The sequence below is a fragment of the Dietzia sp. IBK-p2-16D genome (assembly GCF_057773085.1).
The window spans coordinates 621,994-641,656 of record NZ_JBYMTL010000001.1 but is presented as its reverse complement, the minus strand read 5'-3'; the positions used below and the strand labels follow the sequence as shown (position 1 = coordinate 641,656).

Here is a 19,663-nt window from a genome sequence, read left to right as displayed (position 1 = left end):
ATCCAGGATGGCCGAGGCACTGGCCGACGTGGTGGTCTGTGAACCCGTCCGGACCGCGGTGGGCCGCCGGGGCGGCGTCCTGGCGCCACTGCAGGCCGCCGACCTCGCCGCGGCCGCGATCGCGGGACTCATCGAGCGCACCGGCCTCGGAACGGCGGACATCGGCGACGTGATCCTGGGCCAGTGTTACCCCAACGGCGAGGCGCCCGCGATCGGCCGGGTCGCGGCACTCGACGCCGGTCTGGACATCAGCACGCCGGGGATCCAGATCGACCGACGCTGCGGATCGGGCCTGCAGGCCGTGCTCAACGCCGCCATGCAGGTCGCCGTCGGCGTGAGCGACGTGGTGATCGCCGGTGGCGCCGAGTCGATGTCGAACAGCGAGTTCTACTCCCTCGGGCTGCGCGGCGGGGTCCGCGGCGACCGGGTCGAGTTCATCGACCGGATCGCCCGAGGCCGGGTGACCTCCGGTGGCCGCGACCACCCGGTCGAGGGCGGCATGCTGGAGACCGCCGAGAACCTCCGGGCGGAGTTTTCGATCTCCCGGGCCGAACAGGATGAACTGGCGGCCGAGAGTCAGCGGCGCGCGGTCGCCGCGCAGGACTCGGGCGTGTTCGACGAGGAGATCGTGCCGGTGCGGGTCCCACAGCCGAAGGGCGACCTCGTCGTCGTCGACACCGACGAGCACCCCCGGCGAGGCGTCACGGCTGCCTCCCTCGCCGACCTGCGACCCATCCGCTCCCGCGTCGATCCCGACGCCACGGTCACCGCGGGCAACGCGTCGGGGGAGAACGACGGGGCCTCGGTGTGCGTGGTGACCACCCGACGCCGCGCGGAGGAGCTGGGACTGCGCGCCTTCGTCCGACCGCTCGGCTGGACCGTGACCGGGGTCCACCCCGCGCGGATGGGCATCGGCCCGGTCTCCGCGACGGCCGGGTTGCTCGACCGGCTCGACCTGCGACTGTCGGACTTCGATCTGATCGAACTCAACGAGGCGTTCGCCGCGCAGGTACTCGCGTGCCTGAGGGAATGGGAATCGGGCCACGGGTTCACCGCCGCCGATCGCGAGCGGCTCAACGTGCACGGCTCCGGGATCTCGCTCGGGCATCCCGTCGGGGCGACGGGGACCCGGATCCTCACCACCCTGTCGCGCGAACTCGCGCGGCGGGAGGGCACGCTCGCGCTGGAGACGATGTGCCTCGGTGGTGGGCAGGGGCTGGCCGCGGCGTTCGAACGAGTGGCGTGACGGGCCTCCTGATAGTTCACCCAGACTTAACTACAGGGATGTGATTCGGGCGTAGCGTCATCGGCAACGGTCGGTGGGGAAGCCGACCGTCGGGAGGTCCCAGCCGATGATCGTATGTCTCGATCGGGAGGGGGCCGGCACCCGGCCCCGTCACCACCGGGTGACCTGGGCCGGCCGGTCCATCCCAACACGCTCGCGGGTGCCGCGGGCGAGGAGCGCGCCGTGACCGACACCGTACGTACCTACGTCCTCGACACCTCGGTTCTGCTGTCCGACCCGTGGGCCGTCACCCGCTTCGCCGAGCACCGCGTGGTGCTGCCCATCGCGGTGATCAGCGAGCTGGAGGGCAAGCGCAATCATCCCGAGCTGGGCTACTTCGCCCGCGAGGCGCTGCGGCTGCTCGAGGACCTGCGCCTGCGGCACGGGCGCCTCGACGGCGACATCGCCGTCACCGCCGCCGGAGGGACCCTCCGGGTCGAGCTCAACCACACCGATCAGGCCGTCCTGCCGTCCGGGTTCCGCGATACGGGCAACGACTCCAGGATCCTCGCGTGTGCGCTCAACCTCCGGGCCGAGGGTGCCGACACCGTGCTGGTCTCCAAGGACGTCCCGCTGCGGGTCAAGGCGGGATCGGTCGGGCTCCCCGCCGACGAGTACCGCGCCCAGGACGTGGTGCTGACCGGCTACAGCGGGGTCGCCGACCTACCCGCCACCCAGGAGCTGGTGGACACCCTGTTCTCGGAGGGTGGGACGTCGCCGTTGGCCACCCGGGCCGCGGGGCTGGAGAGCGGGACCCCGGTCCACTGCGGTGTCCGGGTGCAGACCGAGTCGTCGTCGGCGCTGGCCCGCGTCACCGTCGACGGTGGGCTCCGGCTGGTCCGCGGCGATGTCGAGGTGTTCGGCCTGCGGGGACGCTCCGCCGAGCAGCGCATCGCGATCGACTGCCTGCTGGACGAGTCGATCGGGATCGTGTCCCTCGGCGGCCGGGCGGGCACCGGCAAGTCGGCGCTCGCGCTGTGCGCGGGCCTGGAGTCGGTCCTGGAGAGGCGTCGGCACCGCAAGATCGTCGTGTTCCGCCCGCTCTACGCCGTGGGCGGCCAGGAACTGGGCTACCTGCCGGGCAGCGAGTCGGAGAAGATGTCGCCCTGGTCCCAGGCAGTGTTCGACACCCTCGAGGGACTGGTGAGCGAGAACGTCATCGACGAGGTCCTGGACCGCGACATCCTCGAGGTGCTGCCGCTGACCCACATCCGCGGGCGGAGCCTGCACGACTCGTTCGTCATCGTCGACGAGGCGCAGTCACTGGAGCGGAACGTCCTGCTCACGGTGCTCTCGCGGCTGGGGACCGGGTCGCGGGTCGTCCTCACCCACGACGTCGCACAGCGGGACAACCTCCGGGTCGGCCGGCACGACGGCATCCAGGCGGTGGTGGAGAAGCTCAAGGGGCACCCACTGTTCGCGCACGTCACCCTGAGTCGCTCGGAACGCTCGGCGATCGCCGAACTCGTCACCACCATGCTGGAGGAGTTCCACCCGGAGGGCTCCTCCGGGGAGCTGCGACGGATCCACGCCGCCTGACGGGATGCCCCGGGCACCGTGGGATGATTCGGGTCCGGGCTCGTCGAGTCCGGGCCCGAATCATGCCGTAACGGAGGTCTCCCATGTCCCGTCGCCCGACACTGGTGTCCGCGCTCCCGGTCGTCGTCGCGTGCGCCCTCGTGCTGGGCGCGTGCGGCGAGCAGGTCCCCGGTGGCATGCCGGCCGAGGCGCAGTCCCAGACCGGTGCCGGGGCGGACGGATCCGAGCCGGAGGCCGACGGGGCGTCGGATCAGCCGGGCGTCGGGCAGGCGGCGGGGTCCGATGCGGACGACCCGATCGTCGTCAAGATCGGCGAGGACGAGTTCCTCACGAACATGGCCATCTACCGCCGGTACAGCGACGCCAAGGAGACTCCGCTCGCGCTGCAGGCCCCGGTCGCCCCGGCCGAGGAACTCGACGGCGGTAGGAAGCAGGACTTCATCGACGGGACCGTCTACTGGTCACCGGCCACCGGAGCGCAGATCGTGCGCGGGCAGATCCTCGCCACCTACCTCGACAACGGCGGGCCGGCCGGCCGGTTGGGGTGGCCCGTGAGCGACGAGACCGCCGCCGACGGGATCATCTACTCAGATTTCCAGAACGGGCAGATCCGCCTGGAGGACCAGTCCATCCGGGTCATCGAGCACTCCGGCTGAACCGGTACGCGCCGCTAGCCGCAGGTGCGATGCGTGTCGGGACCATTCCCGACGCGCAACTCCCCGCGAGGCGGGCATTCCGGGCGCGCAGCCGATCGGCGGTGGGAGGCCGAGCGGTGGGAGGCCGAGCGGTGGGGAGGCCGTGCGGTGGTCCGGTGGTCCGGCGGTGCCGTGAGGCGGCGCAAGGGTGAGGCGGTGTCAGCGCTCGCGGTCGAGGCCCGTCATCCCCAGGACGTCGAGTCGGCGGTCGAGCTCGGACTCGGACAACGGGTCCGGGACGAACCCCAGGGCGATGACGGCCTCGCGGATGGTGATCCCCTCGGCGAGAGCGTGCTTGGCGACCCGGGCGGCCTCCTCGTAGCCGATCGCCGAGTTCAGGGGCGTGACGATCGAGGGGGAGGACTCGGCGAGGCGACGCATACGATCGGCATCGGGCTCGATCCCGTCGATGCAGCGCTCGGCGAACAGGGTGGAGGAGTTCGCGAGGATCCGGACCGACTCGAGCACATTGCGTGCCATCACCGGGATCGCGGTGTTGAGCTCGAACGCGCCACTCGCGCCCGCCCAGGCGACGGCCGCGTCGTTGCCCACGACCTGGGCGGCGACCTGCGCGACCGTCTCACACAGCACCGGGTTGACCTTGCCGGGCATGATCGACGACCCCGGCTGCAGGTCCGGCAGGTGGATCTCGGAGAGCCCGGTCATGGGCCCCGACCCCATCCACCGGATGTCGTTGGCGATCTTGGTCAGCGAGACGGCGACGGAGCGTAGCGCCCCGGACAGCTCGACCAGCCCGTCGCGGGCGGCCTGGGCCTCGAACGGATCCGCCGCCAGACGGAGCTCCTCGAGCCCGGTCAGGGAGCGCAGCTCCTCGACCACGGCGGAGCCGAAGCCGTCGGGGGCGTTGAGCCCGGTGCCCGCGGCGGTGCCGCCGATCGGCAGCTCGCCGACGCGGGGCAGCGTCCCGCAGACACGCTCGACGCCGGCACGGATCTGGCGGGCGTACCCGGCGAACTCCTGACCCAGGGTCACGGGCACGGCGTCCATCAGGTGGGTGCGTCCGGGCTTGACCACCTCGCGCCACTGCTCCGCCTTGGCCTCGAAGGACTCGGCCAGGGTGCCCAGGGCGGGGACGAGATCCGCGATCACGACCTCCGTGGCCGCGACGTGGGTCGCGGTCGGGAAGGTGTCATTGGACGACTGCGACATGTTGACGTCGTCGTTGGGATGCACGGTGACACCCTCGGCCGCACACAACGAGGCGATGACCTCGTTGGTGTTCATGTTGGAACTGGTGCCCGAGCCGGTCTGGAACACGTCCACCGGGAAATGCTCGTCCAGCTCGCCCTCGGCGATCCGTCCGGCCGCGGCGACGATAGCGTCGACCTTGTCGGGGTCGAGCAGCCCCAGCCGGCCGTTGACGGTCGCGCAGGCGGACTTCAACAGGCCGAGCGCACGGATCTGCGCGCGCTCGAGCCCGCTACCCGAGACGGGGAAGTTCTCGACCGCGCGCTGGGTCTGTGCCCGCCAGAGGGCGTCCACGGGGACCCGGACCTCGCCCATCGTGTCGTGTTCGATACGGAATTCAGTCTGATCGGCCATACCGGCCAGACTAGGCGCGCCCGCCGCACCGTGCAGGAGAGTCCGGTGCGGCGGGCGCGGGTTGCCGGGGGAGTGCTCAGTTGCCGCCGGTGGCCTGGCCGTAGTCCACGGCGGAGAACTCGCGGAGCTTCTCCATCTTGTGGCGGCCCTCGACGTGGCGCACGGTGCCCGACTTGGACCGCATCACCAGCGAGCGGGTGACGGCGCCGTTGGAGCGGTAGCTCACGCCGCGGACCATGTCGCCGTTGGTGATGCCGGTGGCGGCGAAGAAGCAGTTGTCGCCCTTGACCAGATCGTCCGTGCCGAGGATCGCGTCGACGTCGAGTCCGGCGTCGACCGCCTTCTGGCGCTCCGCCTCGTCCTGCGGCCACAGCTGCCCCTGGATCTCGCCGCCCATGCACTTCAGCGCACACGCGGTGATGATCCCCTCGGGCGTACCGCCGATGCCCATGAGCATGTCCACCGAGCTGTCGTCGGAGGCCGCGGCCACACCGCCGGCGACGTCGCCGTCCATGATGAGCCGCACCTTGGCGCCCGCGGCACGGATCTCGGCGATGAGCTCGGCGTGGCGCGGCCGGTCGAGGACGCACACCGTCATGTCCCCGACGTCGATGTTCTTGGCCTCGGCGACCGACCGGATGTTCCACTCGGTGGACTTGGCGAGGTCGATCCTGCCGACGGCGTCCGGGCCCACGGCGATCTTGCGCATGTAGAACACGGCGGACGGATCGAACATCGAACCGCGCTCGGCGACGGCGATCACCGCGATCGAGTTGGGCCGGCCCTCCGCCATGAGCCGCGTGCCGTCGATGGGGTCCACGGCCACGTCGACGGCCGGCCCCTCGCCGGTGCCGACCTTCTCGCCGTTGTAGAGCATGGGCGCCTCGTCCTTCTCACCCTCACCGATCACCACGACGCCGTCCATGTCGACGGTCGAGATGAGCTCGCGCATCGCGTCCACCGCAGCGCCGTCGCCGCCGTTCTTGTCACCACGCCCGACCCATCGTCCGGCGGCCAGGGCCGCGGCCTCGGTCACACGGACCAGCTCCATGGCGAGGTTTCGATCGGGGCGCTTGGTGTGGGACATAGGTGGTCTGGCTCCTCGTAATGGCGTTCTCGGTGGGGTGTCGGCGCCCATTGTTCCACCTCGGTCACCCCGCCGGGGGCCACGCGCCGGACTCGCCCCGGGTGGGTGGGATACTCGCAGGCGTGGCCGAGTCGAAACCGAGAATCCTGCAGGGCAACCGCGACATGTTCTGGTCGGTGGTGGTGCTCATGGTGATCTGCGGCGTCTTCGCCGGAGTGGCCGGGCTGTGCACCTTCAGCCCGTCCGGCCCGCAGCAGGGACAGATCCCCGACTTCGACGCACAGGCCTCGCTGGAACAGGACGCCCGGAGTCTGGGTTTCCCGATCCGCTCGCCCGAGGTCCCCGACAGCTGGACCCCCAACTCGGGTCGCGTCCAGGGCTTCGCCGGGACCACGTCCAGCCACGTGGGCTGGGTGACCGGCGAGCGCAGCTACGTCGAACTCGTCCAGTCAGACGCCCCCGAGGACGCGTTCCGGTCCCTGGGCGGCGGGCCGCGGCCCAGCCGGACGATGGTGCCGGTCTCCGGTCGCGAGTGGGCGGTGTTCACCGGGGACGACGTCCGGCCGGTGTGGGTGCTCGACCTCGACGACGTCCGCGTCGCCGTCACCGGATCCGCGCCGACGTCCGATTTCGAGTCACTCGCCGCTGCGGTGCAGGGCGAGCAGCCACTGCCGACCCGGTAGCTGCCCGCGTGCGGTGCACGCGGTGATCGCATCGGGGCCGCGGTCGGTGTTCGTGCCCGGCCGGGCGACGGGCTCAGCCCCGGTCGGAGCCGCCCTCGTCGTCGTCGCCGAGGACGGCATCGATCCGCGCACGGGCACCGTCGAGGTGCTCGGTGCACCGCGCGGCGAGTTCCTCACCGCGCTCCCACAACGCCAGCGAGGCGTCGAGGTCCTGGCCCCCGGCCTCGAGGATGCGGACCACCTCGATCAGCTCGTCGCGGGCCTGCTCGTACCCCAGTTCGGAGACGGGGGTCTGCTCGTCGGACATCAGGACTGCTCCTCGGGATTGGGGGGCGCGGGTGTCTGGGGCGCGGGTGTCGGGGGCTCGGGTGTCTGGGGCTCGGAGGTGTCAGGGGACGGGGTCGTGCGGCCGGCGGCGGGTGTCGACCCGAGTGCCGCCGCGGAGATGGAACCGTCGGAGACGCGGATCCGCAGCTGCGAACCGGGTGGGGCGTCGGCGATCGACGAGACCACCCGGCCGTCGTGGCTCCCGGCGACGGACTGCACCACGGCATAGCCGCGGGCCAGGGTGGCGGCGGGCCCGAGCGTGGTGAGGCGCGCCGACAGGTGGCCCAGCGACGTGGACTCCGAGTCGATGATCCGGGTGATGTCGCGTCGGGCCGCGCGGAGGGCCTCGGCGACGATCTCCGCCCGCGAGTCCACGATCCCGTACGGGTTCGCCATGCACGGCCGCGACCGCACGGCCGCCAGCTGGTTACGCTCCCTGTCCACCCAGCCGCGAAGGGCCCGGGCGGTACGGGACCGGGCCTCGGCGATGCGGCGCCGCTCCTCGACCACGTCGGGGACCACGCGCTTGGCCGCATCGGTGGGGGTGGCCGCACGGAGATCGGCGACGAGGTCCGACAACGGCGAGTCCGGCTCGTGTCCGATGGCGGAGACCACCGGGGTGCGGCACCGCGAGATCGCACGGATGAGGGCCTCGTCGGAGAAGGGGAGGAGGTCCTCGACCGACCCGCCGCCGCGGGCGAGGATGATGACGTCGACGACGGGGTCCGCGTCGAGCCCGGCCAGCGCATCGAGGATCTGGGGCACGGCCGACGCCCCCTGCACCGGGGTGTTGCGCACGGCGAAACGGACGTCCGGCCAGCGGCCGCGGGCGACCTCGACGACGTCGCGTTCCGCAGCACTCGCCCGTCCGGTGATCAGGCCCACGCACGTGGGCAGGAACGGCAGGGGCCGCTTGAGGCGGGGATCGAACAACCCCTCCGCCGAGAGCGCCTGCTTGAGACGCTCGATGCGGGCGAGGAGCTCGCCCACGCCCACCGGGCGGATCTCCGAGACCTGGAGGGAGAACGACCCGCGGCCCGTGTAGAAGCGCGGGGTGCCCCGCACCACCACCCGGCTGCCCTCGGTGACGGGTACCGGCGACTCCGAGATGAGCCTGGGCGGGCAGGTGAGGGTCAACGAGTTGTCCACGGAGGGGTCACGCAGGGTGAGGAACGCGGTCCGGGTGCCGGGGCGCAGGCTGAGCTGGGTGATCTGCCCCTCGACCCACACCGCCCCGAGCCGGTGGATCCACGCCGCGATCTGGTCCGAGACCACCCGGACCGGCCACGGCTGCTCGGCGCTGCTGGGGGTGCGGGGAGAGGAGGCCGTCACGCGTCGCGGGGGGTGACGCGGCCGGTCGGCACGTCGGGGTCGTCGTCGCTGCCGCGGCCCCGACCGGCGGCGGAGGACGAACCGTAGACCCGGTAGGACACGTCCAGGACCTCGTCGGGGTCGGCCTCGTCCTCGTCGAACGTCGCCCACTCCGGCTGATCGGACCGGGCGGGGAAGACGGAGGCCAGTACCTTGTCGCCCTTCACGGCCAGGTCGGTGAGGGCCTGACCGGCGTGGAGGTAGGACTGCACCAGACCGCCGGCGACCCGCACGGGGATGCCGGGCAGCGTGGTGACCGCCTCGACCGCACGGCCGGGCAGGGCCACGACACGCTCGGCCGCGGTGGCGGCGAGTCCGATCGAGGCACGGGTCAGGAACAGGGGTCTGATCATGCGGACCTCTCTGCCGGGGGGCGTGAAGGGAGGCGTAATGGTCGAAATCCAGTATGAACCGTACCCTGGGGACATGACCGAGCAGACCGACATGATCGCCGAACCGGCAACCAAGCGGGTACTACTCGCGGAACCGCGCGGCTACTGTGCCGGCGTCGACCGAGCCGTCGAGACGGTCGAGAAAGCCCTGGCCAAGCACGGGGCACCGCTGTATGTCCGCAAGGAGATCGTCCACAACAAGCACGTCGTGGAGTCCTTCACCGACCAGGGCGTGATCTTCGTCGACGAGACCGACGAGGTCCCGCGCGGGGCGAACCTCGTGTTCTCCGCGCACGGGGTCTCGCCCGCCGTCCGGGAGAGCGCCCTCCGGCTCGAACTCAAGACGTTCGACGCCACCTGCCCCCTGGTGACCAAGGTGCACACCGAGGTCAAGCGCTTCGCGCGCGAGGGTTACCTCATCCTGCTGGTGGGCCACGAGGGTCACGAGGAGGTCGAGGGGACCGCCGGTGAGGCGCCCGACGTGGTGACACTGGTCGACGGGCCCGACTCCGTCGACGAACTGGACATCCCCGTGGACACCGAAAAGCTGATCTGGCTCTCGCAGACCACGCTCAGCGTGGACGAGACCATGGAGACGGTGCGCCGCCTCAAGCAGAAGTACCCCACGCTCATCGACCCGCCCTCCGACGACATCTGCTACGCCACGCAGAACCGTCAGGTCGCGGTCAAGACCATGGCCCCGCAGTGCGACCTCGTGATCGTGGTGGGTTCACAGAACTCGTCCAACTCCGTGCGACTGGTGGAGGTCGCGCTGCAGGCGGGAGCCCGCGACGCGCACTTGGTGGACTACGCCAAGGAGATCGACACGTCCTGGTTCGAGGGCGTCACCACGGTCGGGGTCACCTCGGGCGCGTCCGTGCCGGAGATCCTCGTGCGGGGTGTGGTGGACCTGCTTGCCGACCACGGCTTCGGCGACGTCTCCACGGTGCGGACGGCGCAGGAGACCATCACGTTCTCGCTGCCCCGTGAGCTGCGGGTCCCCAAGAAGGTCTGATCGGTCGCCCCCGCCGGAGAAGCGGCGGGGGAGACGTGGTGTATCCGGAGAGCGCCGCGGCGCCCCCTGCCTTCAGCGGCGGGAGTGCGCCGGGGCGCTCCGCTGTACGATGGGGGCCACCGGACGGGAGTTCCGGGGACGCGGTTCCCACACGAAGGCCCGGATCAGGGCGATCCCGACCACCACGATCGTGGTGGTCATCATCAGCGGGAAGCGGGTCGCCAACGGCAGGATGATCGAGACGAGCTGCGTCCGCGAGAAGACGTCCGCGCCGGCACCGACGCCGGAGGTGACGTAGACCAGCGGCACCAGCACGGCCATGATGATCGGCGGCTGAACCCCGGCGACGAACACCGAGCGACGGACGACCGCGAGCACGGACACGAGGCAGCCGAGGAAGAACGTGATCGTGAACGCCGTGCCGAGCTCTCCGGAGATCGAGTCGATCGCCACGCCGGTCAGTGAGATCGCCACCGCCAACAGGACCGCTGTCCAGGCGGGAAGCCCCCTTACGGAGGACACCACGGACCGTTCGTCCGCCGGTACCCGGCCACTCCTGCGTCTACTCACGGGACATGACTCTAACCTTCGAGGCGTCGCGCGAGGAATCGGCCGAAGCGTCTCAGGGGGTTGGTCCTGCCTTCCGACGGCGACGGGCGGTCGCCGGTCACGGCGTCGGGGTCGACCGGGCCGGTGGGCGGATCCGCCTCGTCCGCAGACGGATCGGTGGCATCGGGGGTCGGGGGGACGACCTCGTCGTCGTCCCCTCCGGTCCCCACCGCTGTGGCGCCCGGTCGGGGCACCACGGGCGGGACCATCCCCGGCGCCCCGACCCCGAGACCCGGGCGCGCGTCCATCATCCCGGCCATGATGGCGCTACTGCTCTTGCGCAGGGGGGCGAAACGCGAGCTCGACAGTTCACCCAGCCAGGCCGTCAGGCGACCCTCGTCTGTCGCCGACGCGAGGTCGGAGGCGGTGACGTCCCCGGTCCGCAGATCGATCTGTTCGCCCAGATACCGCAGGATGACCGCGACCACGGCCAGGATCGGGACGGCGAGGAACGCGCCGACGATGCCGAACAGGGTACTGCCGGCGGCGACGCCCAACAGCACCACGACCGGATGCAGGTTCATCGCCCGGGACTGCAGGATCGGCTGGAGGATATTGCCCTCGAGCTGCTGCACGGCGACGATCACGATCAGCACGATGATCGCCGTGGTGAACCCATTGGCGACGAGTGCGATGAGGACCGCCAGTGCGCCGGCGGTGAACGCACCGACGATGGGGATGAAGCCGGCGAGGAACGTGATCACAGCCAGCGCCCACGCCAGGGGGACCCCGAGGACGACCAGGGCGATTCCGATGAGGGAGGCGTCGACGAACGAGACGATCGCCTGCGTCCGGATGAACCCGCCCAGGGTGTTCCACGCGCGGGTGGCGACCTCGGTGAGGTGGCGGCCGGCGTTGCGGCCGGCGATCCGACGGACGAACGGGAGGAAGCGCGGGCCGTCCTTGATGAAGAAGAAGGTGAGGACCAGCACCAGGACGAGGGTGACGACGAGGGAACCCACCGCGGTCACCCCGGTGAACACCCCGTTGGCGATCTGGTCGCCGCGATCCTGGAGGGTCGAACTGAGCTGACCCAGGACACCGTCGAGTTGCTCGTCACGGATGTTGAGCGGGGGCCCGCGGAGCCAGTCCTGGACCTCGCCGATCGCGTCGGAGGTCTGATCCGCGAGCTGGACACTCTGCTCGACGATCGACGGGGCGATCAGCGCGATGACCCCGGCGACCACCCCGAGGGACCCGACCAGGGAGATGAGCGCGGCCAACGACTTGGGGACGCCGTGTCGGGTCATCCACCCCGTCGGGGGCCACAGCACGGTGGAGACGATGAGCGCCAGCAGGATCGGGAGGATCCCCACCCACAGTGCGCCGCCGATACGGGACACGAGCCAGCAGGCGACGAGCAGGATGGCCAGCCGCAACGCCCAGTCGGTGACCCAGCGACCCCCGATGCCGATGAGGACGGACCGGTCGACGTGCTCCTCCTCTGCACCCGGCGCGGGAGGCGGTTTCGGCTCATCACTCATGCCCCACATGATGACAGAGGCCACGCGGGCGCGCTCACTGTCGAGGGCCGGGGTGGCGGGGCGGGAGCCCGGGGGAGGCGGGACGTAGACTCGGGCCTCGTGAGCCTCACCCTCGGAATCGTCGGACTGCCCAACGTCGGTAAGTCGACCCTGTTCAACGCCCTGACGAACAACGACGTCCTCGCGGCGAACTACCCGTTCGCCACCATCGAGCCCAACGTCGGCGTGGTCGATCTGCCCGACCCCCGCCTGAACCGACTCGCCGAGATCTTCGGGTCCGAGCGGATCCTGCCGGCCGTGGTCTCGTTCGTCGACATCGCCGGCATCGTCAAGGGCGCCAGCACCGGCGAGGGCATGGGTAACAAGTTTCTCGCCAACATCCGCGAGGCCGACGCCATCTGCCAGGTCGTGCGGGTCTTCGACGACCCGGACGTGATCCACGTCGACGGCAAGGTCGACCCGATGGCCGACATCGAGGTGATCGCCACCGAGCTGATCCTGGCGGACCTGGAGACCATCGAGAAGGCGATCCCGCGGCTCGAGAAGGACTCTCGCAAGGACAAGTCCCTCGTCGCGACCCTCGACGAGGTCCGCAAGGCGCAGGCAGTTCTCGAGGACGGCCGGACCCTGTTCAAGGCGCAGGACGAGGTGGACCGTACCCTGCTCCGGGACCTGCACCTCATGACCGCCAAGCCCTTCCTCTACGTCTTCAACGCCGACGAGGCCGTGCTCACCAACGAGGAGCGCCAGGCCGAACTGCGTGCCGCGGTGGCCCCGGCCGACGCCGTGTTCCTGGACGCGAAGGTCGAGGCCGAGCTCCTCGAGCTCGACGAGGCCGACGCCATGGAACTGCTGGAGTCGATCGGTCAGCACGAGCCGGGTCTGAACTCGCTCGCCCGCGCTGGCTTCCACACCCTCGGCCTGCAGACCTACCTCACCGCCGGCCCCAAGGAGTCGCGCGCCTGGACCATCCGCAAGGGCGACACCGCCCCCAAGGCCGCCGGCGTCATCCACACGGACTTCGAGAAGGGCTTCATCAAGGCCGAGATCGTCTCCTTCGAGGATCTGGACGCGGCCGGGTCGATGGCCGCCGCCAAGGCCGCCGGCAAGGTTCGCATGGAGGGCAAGGACTACGTCATGGTCGACGGCGACGTGGTGGAGTTCCGCTTCAACGTCTAGTAGGCACTCTGATCGCCCCGAATCCAGTCAGCGGATCCGGGGCGATCGGCGTTCGATGGGCGGATGTACCCGGCGGGCGACTCGCGTTCGTGTGCGGGCATCCAGGAGTATGCTGACGTGGTGTCAGTAACCTCTGGCGCCGAGTGACTCTGCTTCGAGAACGAAGGACCACGTGGGCGAACCGCAGATTTTCCCTCATCCCAAGCGTTGGTATGCGATGGCGATCGTGTCGCTGGCCGTGTCGATCATCATCATGGACGCCACCGTGGTTAACGTGATCCTGCCGGTGCTGATCCAGGATCTCTCGCTCAACGTGTCCGAGGCCGAGTGGGCGAACTCGATCTACGCGCTTGTCTTTGCGGCGCTGCTGATCACGGTCGGCCGCATGGGAGACCTGTTCGGTCGCCGACGGTTCCTGCTCATCGGCATCACGGTCTTCGTGCTGGCGAGCCTCATCGCCGCCGCAGCACCGAACGGCTCGGTGCTTCTCCTGGGCCGAATGCTGCAGGGTGTCGGCGGCGCGATGATCCTCCCCTCGACCCTGGCCACGGTGAACGCCATGTTCACCGGGCGCGAGCGCGGCATCGCGTTCGCGATCTGGGGCTCGACGATCGGTGGCATGGCCGCGGTCGGCCCGCTCGTCGGCGGATGGCTCGCGACCTACGTCAGTTGGCACTGGGCTTTCCTCATCAACCTGCCGATCGGCATCATCATCGTGATCGGCACGATCCGCTGGGTGCCCGAGACTCGCGATCTCCACACCGAGCGCGGAATCGATATCGCCGGGATCGCACTGTCGGTGATCGGCTTGTCTGCGCTGGTGTTCGGCCTGATCGAGGGCCAACGTTACGGATGGTGGAACATCGACACCCCGCCCTCGATCGGCGGCTGGACCTGGCCGTCGTCACTGTCGCCGGTGCCGTTCGCGTTTGCCCTCGGGGTGCTGGCGATGGCGGCCTTCGTGTCCGTTGAACGCAGGCGTGTCCGCGCCGGACGCCCGGTGCTGCTGGACCTCGGACTGCTCCGGATCCGGAGCCTGCGCTACGGATCGATCGCCGCGCTCATCGTCTCGCTAGGCGAGTTCGGCATGCTGTTCGCCCTCCCGCTCTACGTCCAGGGCGTGCTCGGATACACCCCACTCAACACCGGCCTGCTGATCCTGGCCCTCGCATTGGGTACGTTCCTGATCTCCGGTGGCACAGCCCAGCTCGCCGGCCGCATGGGCGGACGCAGCATCGTCCGCATCGGGCTGTTGCTCGAGATGATCGCGGTGATGGGCCTGGCGCTGAGCATCTCGGCCACAGCCGACGCCTGGGTCCTGGCCGCGTGGCTTTTCCTCTACGGCGTGGGCGTGGGTCTGGCCACAGCGCAGCTCACCAACGTGATCATGGTCGACGTCCCGGTGGCCCAGAGCGGGCAGGCCTCCGGGTTCCAGAGCACAGTGCGGCAACTCGGCTCGGCTCTCGGCGTAGCCATCCTCGGCACGGTTCTGGTGACCACTCTCGCCAACGCGGCGTCGTCAAACCTCGAGGACCTCGGTGGATTCACCCCGCAGGAACAAGAGCAGATCGTCTCGGCGGTGAAGGGGTCCGCGGGTACGGCGATTCCGGGCCTGGCTGAGATGCCGGGCTCGAACGAGGAGGTGCAGCAGGCCGCGGAGGATGCCATGGTCACCGCCGCCCGCGTCGCGACCTTCGGTGCAGCGGGTGCCCTGCTGATCGGGCTCCTCGCCACCGTGGGACTACCGGCGACGCCGCCGGTGCGCCGCGGGGACGAGGATGAAGAGGAACTCGCTCCCGAAGCGCAGCCGCTCGCCGACTGACAGCGTCGGACCGGACGAGTCTGACGCTGGGACGACTGCGCAGACGCCGGGAAAGGAAGGACGAGCTCTCCGGGGACCGCCCCTGACCGACCGAACAGGGTCGCGAGCGCCGAGCACCGTCAGGCGCTCTGTGCTGCGCCGTGATCGTCTCGCGTCACCACTGCTTCGTCTCCCATCCCGGTGGGGGAGCGATGTCGACCTCCCCGCACCGCCACCCGTCGTGGAATTCCTGGAATGCCGAAGGGGGAATGCCGATCTCGTACGACAACCGACGTAGGTCAGCGAACCATCTGCAGTACTCAGAGTCGTTGAAGTAGATCACTTCCCTCGGCGAACCGAGATGGCGAAGGATCTCGTCCGCCACGTCATCCACCGTTGTCGATGACTCGACCACAAGGCCGCCGACACGCGGGAACCCACCCTCTGTCGTCCGGAAGACTGCGTCCGGATCACGCTCCGGGAGGTTGACGCCCGACCGGAGATTCGCCGCGGCGGTGACGTCGATACGCCAGTAGCCGACTGCACCGAAGTAGGGAAGGGCCCGGATTCCGGTGAATCCGCGGCCGTGGAGTTGTTCGACTGCAGCCAGCAGGAGACGCCAGACCCGGTCGGTCTCGCACTGTGCCGTTCTGCGGGGCATCGCTCACCTCATTGTGGGTTGGTGGACCGACGATGCCTGCCAACGTCGGCGCGGCACGGATCATGTCATCCGGGTCCGACAGTGCAGCCCCAGCCGATCTCAGTGGCGACGCGGTGAGTGGATTCGGCGATCGGCAACTGAGTTGCTAAATCGTCGTGGTCAGCGGCGTGTGACGGTTGCTCGCAAACGAGAGGCGGTTGATCTCCGGTCTGCCGTCGATGCCCGCACGCTCGCCGCCGTGGTGAGGAGAATTGCTGGTGGGAGCGCGAGCGACACCCGGTGGCGGAGAGAGGGGCCCGGTCACGACCCCGTGAGCCGCGATATCAGGCGGGCCACCCGTCGCTCGAGAGCGTCCTCGTTGGTAGCGGTGAGCAGGGGCAGGAGCGCGCTGAAGCGTTCGGCCCGGGTGAGTCGCGCGAAGGCCGCTTTGGCAGCTGGTGCCGCCTCGAGGGCGATGTCGAGCGATTCCGGGGGTTGCGCGGTCGCCTGCCCGGGGTAGGCGCGGTCCCAGCGACCGTCGGACTTCGCGCGGTCGATCTCCGCGACGCCCCGCGGCCGCAGTCGCTGGTCTGCAGCGAGGCGCGCGACGATCTCGACGTTCCGCAGAGACCAGAGCGAGCGCGCTCGGCGCGGAGTGAAGCGCTGCACGTACGTCTGCTCGTCGTAACCGACGCGCTGGCCGTCGATCCATCCGCTGCACAGGGCTTCTTCGAGAGCCTCCTGATAACTGAGTGAGGTCGGAGACGTCACTCCCTTCTTCGCGAGCATCAGCCAGATGCCGGCGGAACTCTCGTCATTCCTGCAGAGCCACTCGCGCCATCGCTCTCTGGTCGCCAGTACAACGGGGGACTGCGGGCCGTCCGGTTGACTCATGGGCCCAGCCTCGCAGGTGATGCGGACACGCCTCGTCCTCAATCAAGCCGGGTCGGTGACCCCGACCGGGCCCGGTCACCCGGGACTCTCGGGGTCTCATCGCGCTAGCCTCTCCCCATGGTCGAGAAGGCGACAACCGTCGAGGAGTATCTGGGGGCGCTCGACCCCGCGCGCCGAGCAGAGCTCGAACGAATCCGGGCGCTCGTCAGACAGCTCGTCCCGGAAGTCGAGGAAACCATGAGTTACGGGATGCCGACGCTCATGTACAAGAACCGGGCACTGGTGTACTTCACCGCGTCCAAGAAACACATGAGCTTCTACCCCTCCTCATGGGCGATCCGGGAGCTGGAGGATCAGCTGACGGACCACCGAACTACCGAACACTCGGTCCACTTCACCCTGGCCACTCCACTGGCCGATGATCTGATCAGCGACCTCGTCCGTGTACACAGGCGTGAGATCGACGCCGCCGAGTCGTGACAGGCATCCCCCGGCGGCCCTCCCCGATGGGCGGGAGCCGTCCCGGTCGTGACGACCTGACCCGTTTCGCGACGGACGACCCGCACGCTATCGACGACGTCCTGCCCGCCGACACCAGCGGGCTACGGCTGCTCATCGTCGGGGTCAACCCGGGCTTGTGGACCGCGGCCGTCAACGCACCCTTCGCGCGGCCCGGTAACCGGTTCTGGCCGGCGCTGCACCGGGCCGGTCTGACCGACCACGTCGTGGACGCCGCGGCCGGCTTCTCGTCGGAGGACGAGAACCAACTGCTCGCGCGCGGCATCGGCATGACCAACCTCGTCGGGCGGGCCACCGCGCGCGCCGACGAGCTCTCCCGCGACGAACTGCGGGCAGGGGCGGAGCGCGTGACGGTGCTGGCCCGTGAGATGCGTCCTCATGTCGTCGCCGTCGCGGGCATAACCGCGTTCCGCATCGCATTCGCGCGGCCGAAGGCGGGCTACGGGGAGCAGGACACCTCGGATATCCCGGGTTGGCCCGGTGATGTCACGCTGTGGGTCGTGCCGCAGCCGAGCGGGTTGAACGCCCACGAGACCATCGATTCCCTGGCCGAGCACTGGTGTCAGGTCTGGAACGCCATCGAGGCGCGTCACGGGTCGGACAGCGGTTGACCGGCCGTGGACCCGGCCTGGGTCAGGCCGGCTTTCCATCCGGGCGCTCGTCCACCGTCGGGCGGTCGGATGAGCGCCATGTCGTGACCACTGCGAGCGAGTAACCAGGATGTGAGGGTGTTGGAGTTCCACATGTCGCCGTTGTGCAGTTCGTCGCGGCCCCAGGTCGCCGCCGGGAACTCCGCAACCAGCTCCAGCACCTGTCGCGCCCGGTCCCGGCTCCCGCTGACCCGACGGGGGCCGTTGACCGCCGAGCCGACGTCGGGGATCGCGCCGTCTCGCCAGCAGCGGACCTCGTAGCGGAAGACCCTGCACCTTCCCCACGAACGGAACCCGACCGCGCCCTCGGAGACGACACCACGGTCGCTGTCACCGGTGACCCACACGGGCGCCATCTCGATGGCGTGATCGTGACCGTCGAGGTGCACTATCAGTGCCGAGTGGTAGAGGTCGGCGCGCCGCCTGTGCTGGTGAATCGCGGCGACGATCTCGTAGAGTCGTCCGCTTCCACGGACGCACCGGCCACCGGCGCCGGCCCCGAGTGGTATCCAGTACAGGTCGATGCCGGCCAGCATCGGTCCTTCATCCGTGATCACCTCACAGATCCGATGTCCGAGCCAGTCGGCGGACGCGTCTCAAAGGCGATGATCGGTGTCGAAGGCCCGATGCCGCGTCGGCTACCCGGGTGGGTGACGAGGTAGGTCTCGAGCGCGGTGGAACGCTCTGGTTCCGGGAGGACGTGCCCCACGGTGGCGGATCGAGTTCCTCCGCGCAGCAGCTGTGCGTGACACGGATGCCGGAACGCCCGCCACCAGGTCTTCCGCCCGGGCCGACCGGCCACCACGAGGAACCGACTCCCGTCCGCGACGCACAGTGCGGGGAGACGGACCGACCGGCCCGAGACCGGTCCGGTATAGGAGATCTCGCCGAGCTCGCGCGGCAGCACGCGGCGGAACGGGCTGTCGAGTATCCGCAGGATGAGCCGGTTCAAGCGCATGCCGCCCCACCTCCTGGTGCGTGTCCCTCAGGTCTACTCCGATGGGTCGACCAACGCCATGGGCTCGACCAGCAAGATTGCGGGGGACTTCCCTTCTGTAGCGATCCGGCCCGACTCGAGGGGGATAGGATCCGGTTGTTCCGGCTCTCGACGAGGAGCAACGATATATAGGCGACTGATGGGCAATTGCACCGTCTCCGACGGATCGGCGGCGGAAGCGTGGTACTCACGTGTGCTCGGCCGGGGACCGGACGACCGGCCGATGCCGGGCCTCCTCGAATGGCATCTCGGAGACTCATTCGGACTCCAGGTGTGGGCCGAGCCGGGCCGGGCAGGGCACTCTTCGGTGGTGATCGGGGTCGATGATCTGGACAGGGAGGCGCGGCGCCTCGACGCTTCCGGGATCGACAACCCCGGGCCACAGCCCGGCGGTGGTCAGAGAATTCTCGTGGTCGAGGACCCTGACGGGAACCGCGTCGTGTTCGCGGGGGCCTGATATCTCGCGCCGAGCGGAACGCGCCAGCTCAGGCCGTCAGCGTGCATTCGAGGATGCGGTCCCCGGGCCCGAGCGCTGCGGAACGGTGTGCATCCCGACATTGACGACGTTGCCGGAGCGATCGCGGACGAAGAACCGCGTGACGCCCCATTCCTCCGCGGTGAGGGGATACACGATCTCCAGACCTGTCGCGACCGCCGTCTCGAACGCGGCGACGACGTCGTCGACGAATACCGAGACCGTGGGGTTCACGGCCGCGGTGGCATCACGGGTGAGCAGGCTGAGCTGGCGGCCGTGGGCGTCCGCGAGGGTCACGATCCAGCCGTGATCCATCACGACCTCCAGCCCGAGGATCGCCGTGTACTCCTGAACGGCCCTCGGCAGGTCGGAGACGGTGAGGTCCGGGACGATCCGCTCCACGTTCATCGTCCGATCCCAGCGCACCCGGCGGGTGAGTGCAACCCGGTTCGACGCGG

The 19,663-nt window shown here is 69.7% G+C and carries 22 protein-coding genes; 10 read left to right on the top strand and 12 right to left on the bottom strand.

Annotated elements, in window-relative coordinates; all coding sequences use genetic code 11:
• Positions 1–19: 19 nt before the first annotated feature.
• The 3 genes from AC3DE3_RS03075 to AC3DE3_RS03065 all read left to right on the top strand — a co-directional run bounded on the left by AC3DE3_RS03075 (position 20) and on the right by AC3DE3_RS03065 (position 3,480).
• The gene (locus AC3DE3_RS03075) at positions 20–1,246 is read left to right on the top strand and encodes an acetyl-CoA C-acetyltransferase (RefSeq protein ID WP_260489144.1); all 1,227 of its coding nucleotides are present in this window, start codon (positions 20–22) and stop codon (positions 1,244–1,246) included.
• A 222-nt stretch (positions 1,247–1,468) separates the two neighbouring features.
• Positions 1,469–2,824: an RNA 5'-3' helicase PhoH2 gene (gene phoH2 / locus AC3DE3_RS03070; RefSeq protein ID WP_488368908.1), complete on the top strand. Its 1,356-nt coding sequence runs from the start codon at positions 1,469–1,471 to the stop codon at positions 2,822–2,824.
• 83 nt (positions 2,825–2,907) lie between these two features.
• Positions 2,908–3,480, top strand: coding sequence for an LGFP repeat-containing protein (locus tag AC3DE3_RS03065; RefSeq protein ID WP_488368907.1), 573 nt, complete (start codon positions 2,908–2,910; stop codon positions 3,478–3,480).
• A 198-nt stretch (positions 3,481–3,678) separates the two neighbouring features.
• Here the strand turns inward: AC3DE3_RS03065 and AC3DE3_RS03060 are convergent, their stop codons facing one another.
• Together AC3DE3_RS03060 and glpX are read right to left on the bottom strand one after the other, a co-directional pair.
• Positions 3,679–5,082 carry a class II fumarate hydratase gene (locus AC3DE3_RS03060; protein ID WP_260487965.1) on the bottom strand — a complete coding sequence of 468 codons (1,404 nt, stop codon included), beginning with the start codon at positions 5,080–5,082 and terminating at the stop codon, positions 3,679–3,681.
• 76 nt (positions 5,083–5,158) lie between these two features.
• Entirely contained in the window at positions 5,159–6,169 is a 1,011-nt protein-coding gene (gene glpX / locus AC3DE3_RS03055; RefSeq protein ID WP_488368906.1) for a class II fructose-bisphosphatase, read from the bottom strand.
• A 122-nt stretch (positions 6,170–6,291) separates the two neighbouring features.
• On the opposite strand from glpX, the gene AC3DE3_RS03050 reads away from it, so the two are divergent.
• Positions 6,292–6,852 carry a DUF4245 domain-containing protein gene (locus AC3DE3_RS03050; protein ID WP_260487963.1) on the top strand — a complete coding sequence of 187 codons (561 nt, stop codon included), beginning with the start codon at positions 6,292–6,294 and terminating at the stop codon, positions 6,850–6,852.
• A 73-nt stretch (positions 6,853–6,925) separates the two neighbouring features.
• On the opposite strand, the gene AC3DE3_RS03045 is transcribed toward AC3DE3_RS03050, so the two are convergent.
• From AC3DE3_RS03045 to AC3DE3_RS03035, 3 genes are read right to left on the bottom strand one after another with little or no spacing between them, the layout of a single operon-like run.
• Positions 6,926–7,159 (bottom strand): exodeoxyribonuclease VII small subunit, encoded by a 234-nt coding sequence (locus tag AC3DE3_RS03045; protein ID WP_260487962.1) that lies wholly within the window; start codon positions 7,157–7,159, stop codon positions 6,926–6,928.
• The gene (gene xseA / locus AC3DE3_RS03040; RefSeq protein WP_488368905.1) at positions 7,159–8,511 is read right to left on the bottom strand and encodes an exodeoxyribonuclease VII large subunit; all 1,353 of its coding nucleotides are present in this window, start codon (positions 8,509–8,511) and stop codon (positions 7,159–7,161) included. The genes AC3DE3_RS03045 and xseA overlap by 1 nt, the downstream gene beginning before the upstream one ends.
• Positions 8,508–8,903: a hypothetical protein gene (locus tag AC3DE3_RS03035; protein WP_488368904.1), complete on the bottom strand. Its 396-nt coding sequence runs from the start codon at positions 8,901–8,903 to the stop codon at positions 8,508–8,510. The genes xseA and AC3DE3_RS03035 overlap by 4 nt, the downstream gene beginning before the upstream one ends.
• Positions 8,904–8,976: 73 nt before the next feature.
• Here AC3DE3_RS03035 and AC3DE3_RS03030 point away from each other — a divergent pair, with 73 nt between their 5' ends.
• Positions 8,977–9,957 (top strand): 4-hydroxy-3-methylbut-2-enyl diphosphate reductase, encoded by a 981-nt coding sequence (locus AC3DE3_RS03030; RefSeq protein ID WP_260487959.1) that lies wholly within the window; start codon positions 8,977–8,979, stop codon positions 9,955–9,957.
• 72 nt (positions 9,958–10,029) lie between these two features.
• On the opposite strand, the gene AC3DE3_RS03025 is transcribed toward AC3DE3_RS03030, so the two are convergent.
• Both AC3DE3_RS03025 and AC3DE3_RS03020 read right to left on the bottom strand, forming a co-directional pair.
• Positions 10,030–10,527 (bottom strand): DUF6542 domain-containing protein, encoded by a 498-nt coding sequence (locus AC3DE3_RS03025; RefSeq protein WP_488368903.1) that lies wholly within the window; start codon positions 10,525–10,527, stop codon positions 10,030–10,032.
• Between the two features lie 11 nt (positions 10,528–10,538).
• Entirely contained in the window at positions 10,539–12,050 is a 1,512-nt protein-coding gene (locus tag AC3DE3_RS03020; protein WP_260487957.1) for an AI-2E family transporter, read from the bottom strand.
• A gap of 99 nt (positions 12,051–12,149) precedes the next feature.
• Here AC3DE3_RS03020 and ychF point away from each other — a divergent pair, with 99 nt between their 5' ends.
• Positions 12,150–13,229, top strand: a complete 1,080-nt coding sequence (ychF, locus tag AC3DE3_RS03015) for a redox-regulated ATPase YchF (protein WP_260487956.1) — start codon at positions 12,150–12,152, stop codon at positions 13,227–13,229.
• Positions 13,230–13,446: 217 nt separating this feature from the next.
• On the top strand, positions 13,447–15,051 hold the full coding sequence (locus AC3DE3_RS03010) for an MFS transporter (protein ID WP_488368902.1): 1,605 nt from the start codon (positions 13,447–13,449) through the stop codon (positions 15,049–15,051).
• A gap of 154 nt (positions 15,052–15,205) precedes the next feature.
• On the opposite strand, the gene AC3DE3_RS03005 is transcribed toward AC3DE3_RS03010, so the two are convergent.
• Together AC3DE3_RS03005 and AC3DE3_RS03000 are read right to left on the bottom strand one after the other, a co-directional pair.
• Positions 15,206–15,691 (bottom strand): hypothetical protein, encoded by a 486-nt coding sequence (locus AC3DE3_RS03005; protein ID WP_260487954.1) that lies wholly within the window; start codon positions 15,689–15,691, stop codon positions 15,206–15,208.
• A gap of 300 nt (positions 15,692–15,991) precedes the next feature.
• On the bottom strand, positions 15,992–16,564 hold the full coding sequence (locus tag AC3DE3_RS03000; RefSeq protein ID WP_260487953.1) for a YdeI/OmpD-associated family protein: 573 nt from the start codon (positions 16,562–16,564) through the stop codon (positions 15,992–15,994).
• A 117-nt stretch (positions 16,565–16,681) separates the two neighbouring features.
• Between AC3DE3_RS03000 and AC3DE3_RS02995 the strand changes: the two genes are divergently transcribed.
• Positions 16,682–17,044: an iron chaperone gene (locus AC3DE3_RS02995; RefSeq protein ID WP_260487951.1), complete on the top strand. Its 363-nt coding sequence runs from the start codon at positions 16,682–16,684 to the stop codon at positions 17,042–17,044.
• A gap of 26 nt (positions 17,045–17,070) precedes the next feature.
• Positions 17,071–17,694, top strand: coding sequence for a mismatch-specific DNA-glycosylase (locus AC3DE3_RS02990; protein ID WP_488369100.1), 624 nt, complete (start codon positions 17,071–17,073; stop codon positions 17,692–17,694).
• Here AC3DE3_RS02990 and AC3DE3_RS02985 read toward each other — a convergent pair.
• Both AC3DE3_RS02985 and AC3DE3_RS02980 read right to left on the bottom strand, forming a co-directional pair.
• Positions 17,673–18,290 carry a hypothetical protein gene (locus AC3DE3_RS02985; RefSeq protein ID WP_488368901.1) on the bottom strand — a complete coding sequence of 206 codons (618 nt, stop codon included), beginning with the start codon at positions 18,288–18,290 and terminating at the stop codon, positions 17,673–17,675. The two genes, AC3DE3_RS02990 and AC3DE3_RS02985, sit on opposite strands and share 22 nt — an antisense overlap.
• On the bottom strand, positions 18,287–18,691 hold the full coding sequence (locus AC3DE3_RS02980) for a hypothetical protein (RefSeq protein WP_260487947.1): 405 nt from the start codon (positions 18,689–18,691) through the stop codon (positions 18,287–18,289). The genes AC3DE3_RS02985 and AC3DE3_RS02980 overlap by 4 nt, the downstream gene beginning before the upstream one ends.
• Positions 18,692–18,869: 178 nt before the next feature.
• On the opposite strand from AC3DE3_RS02980, the gene AC3DE3_RS02975 reads away from it, so the two are divergent.
• Positions 18,870–19,187 (top strand): VOC family protein, encoded by a 318-nt coding sequence (locus tag AC3DE3_RS02975; RefSeq protein WP_488368900.1) that lies wholly within the window; start codon positions 18,870–18,872, stop codon positions 19,185–19,187.
• A gap of 36 nt (positions 19,188–19,223) precedes the next feature.
• Here AC3DE3_RS02975 and AC3DE3_RS02970 read toward each other — a convergent pair whose 3' ends face one another.
• A complete protein-coding gene (locus AC3DE3_RS02970; protein ID WP_260487944.1) occupies positions 19,224–19,613 on the bottom strand; it encodes a VOC family protein in 390 nt (129 codons plus the stop codon).
• Positions 19,614–19,663: the final 50 nt, after the last annotated feature.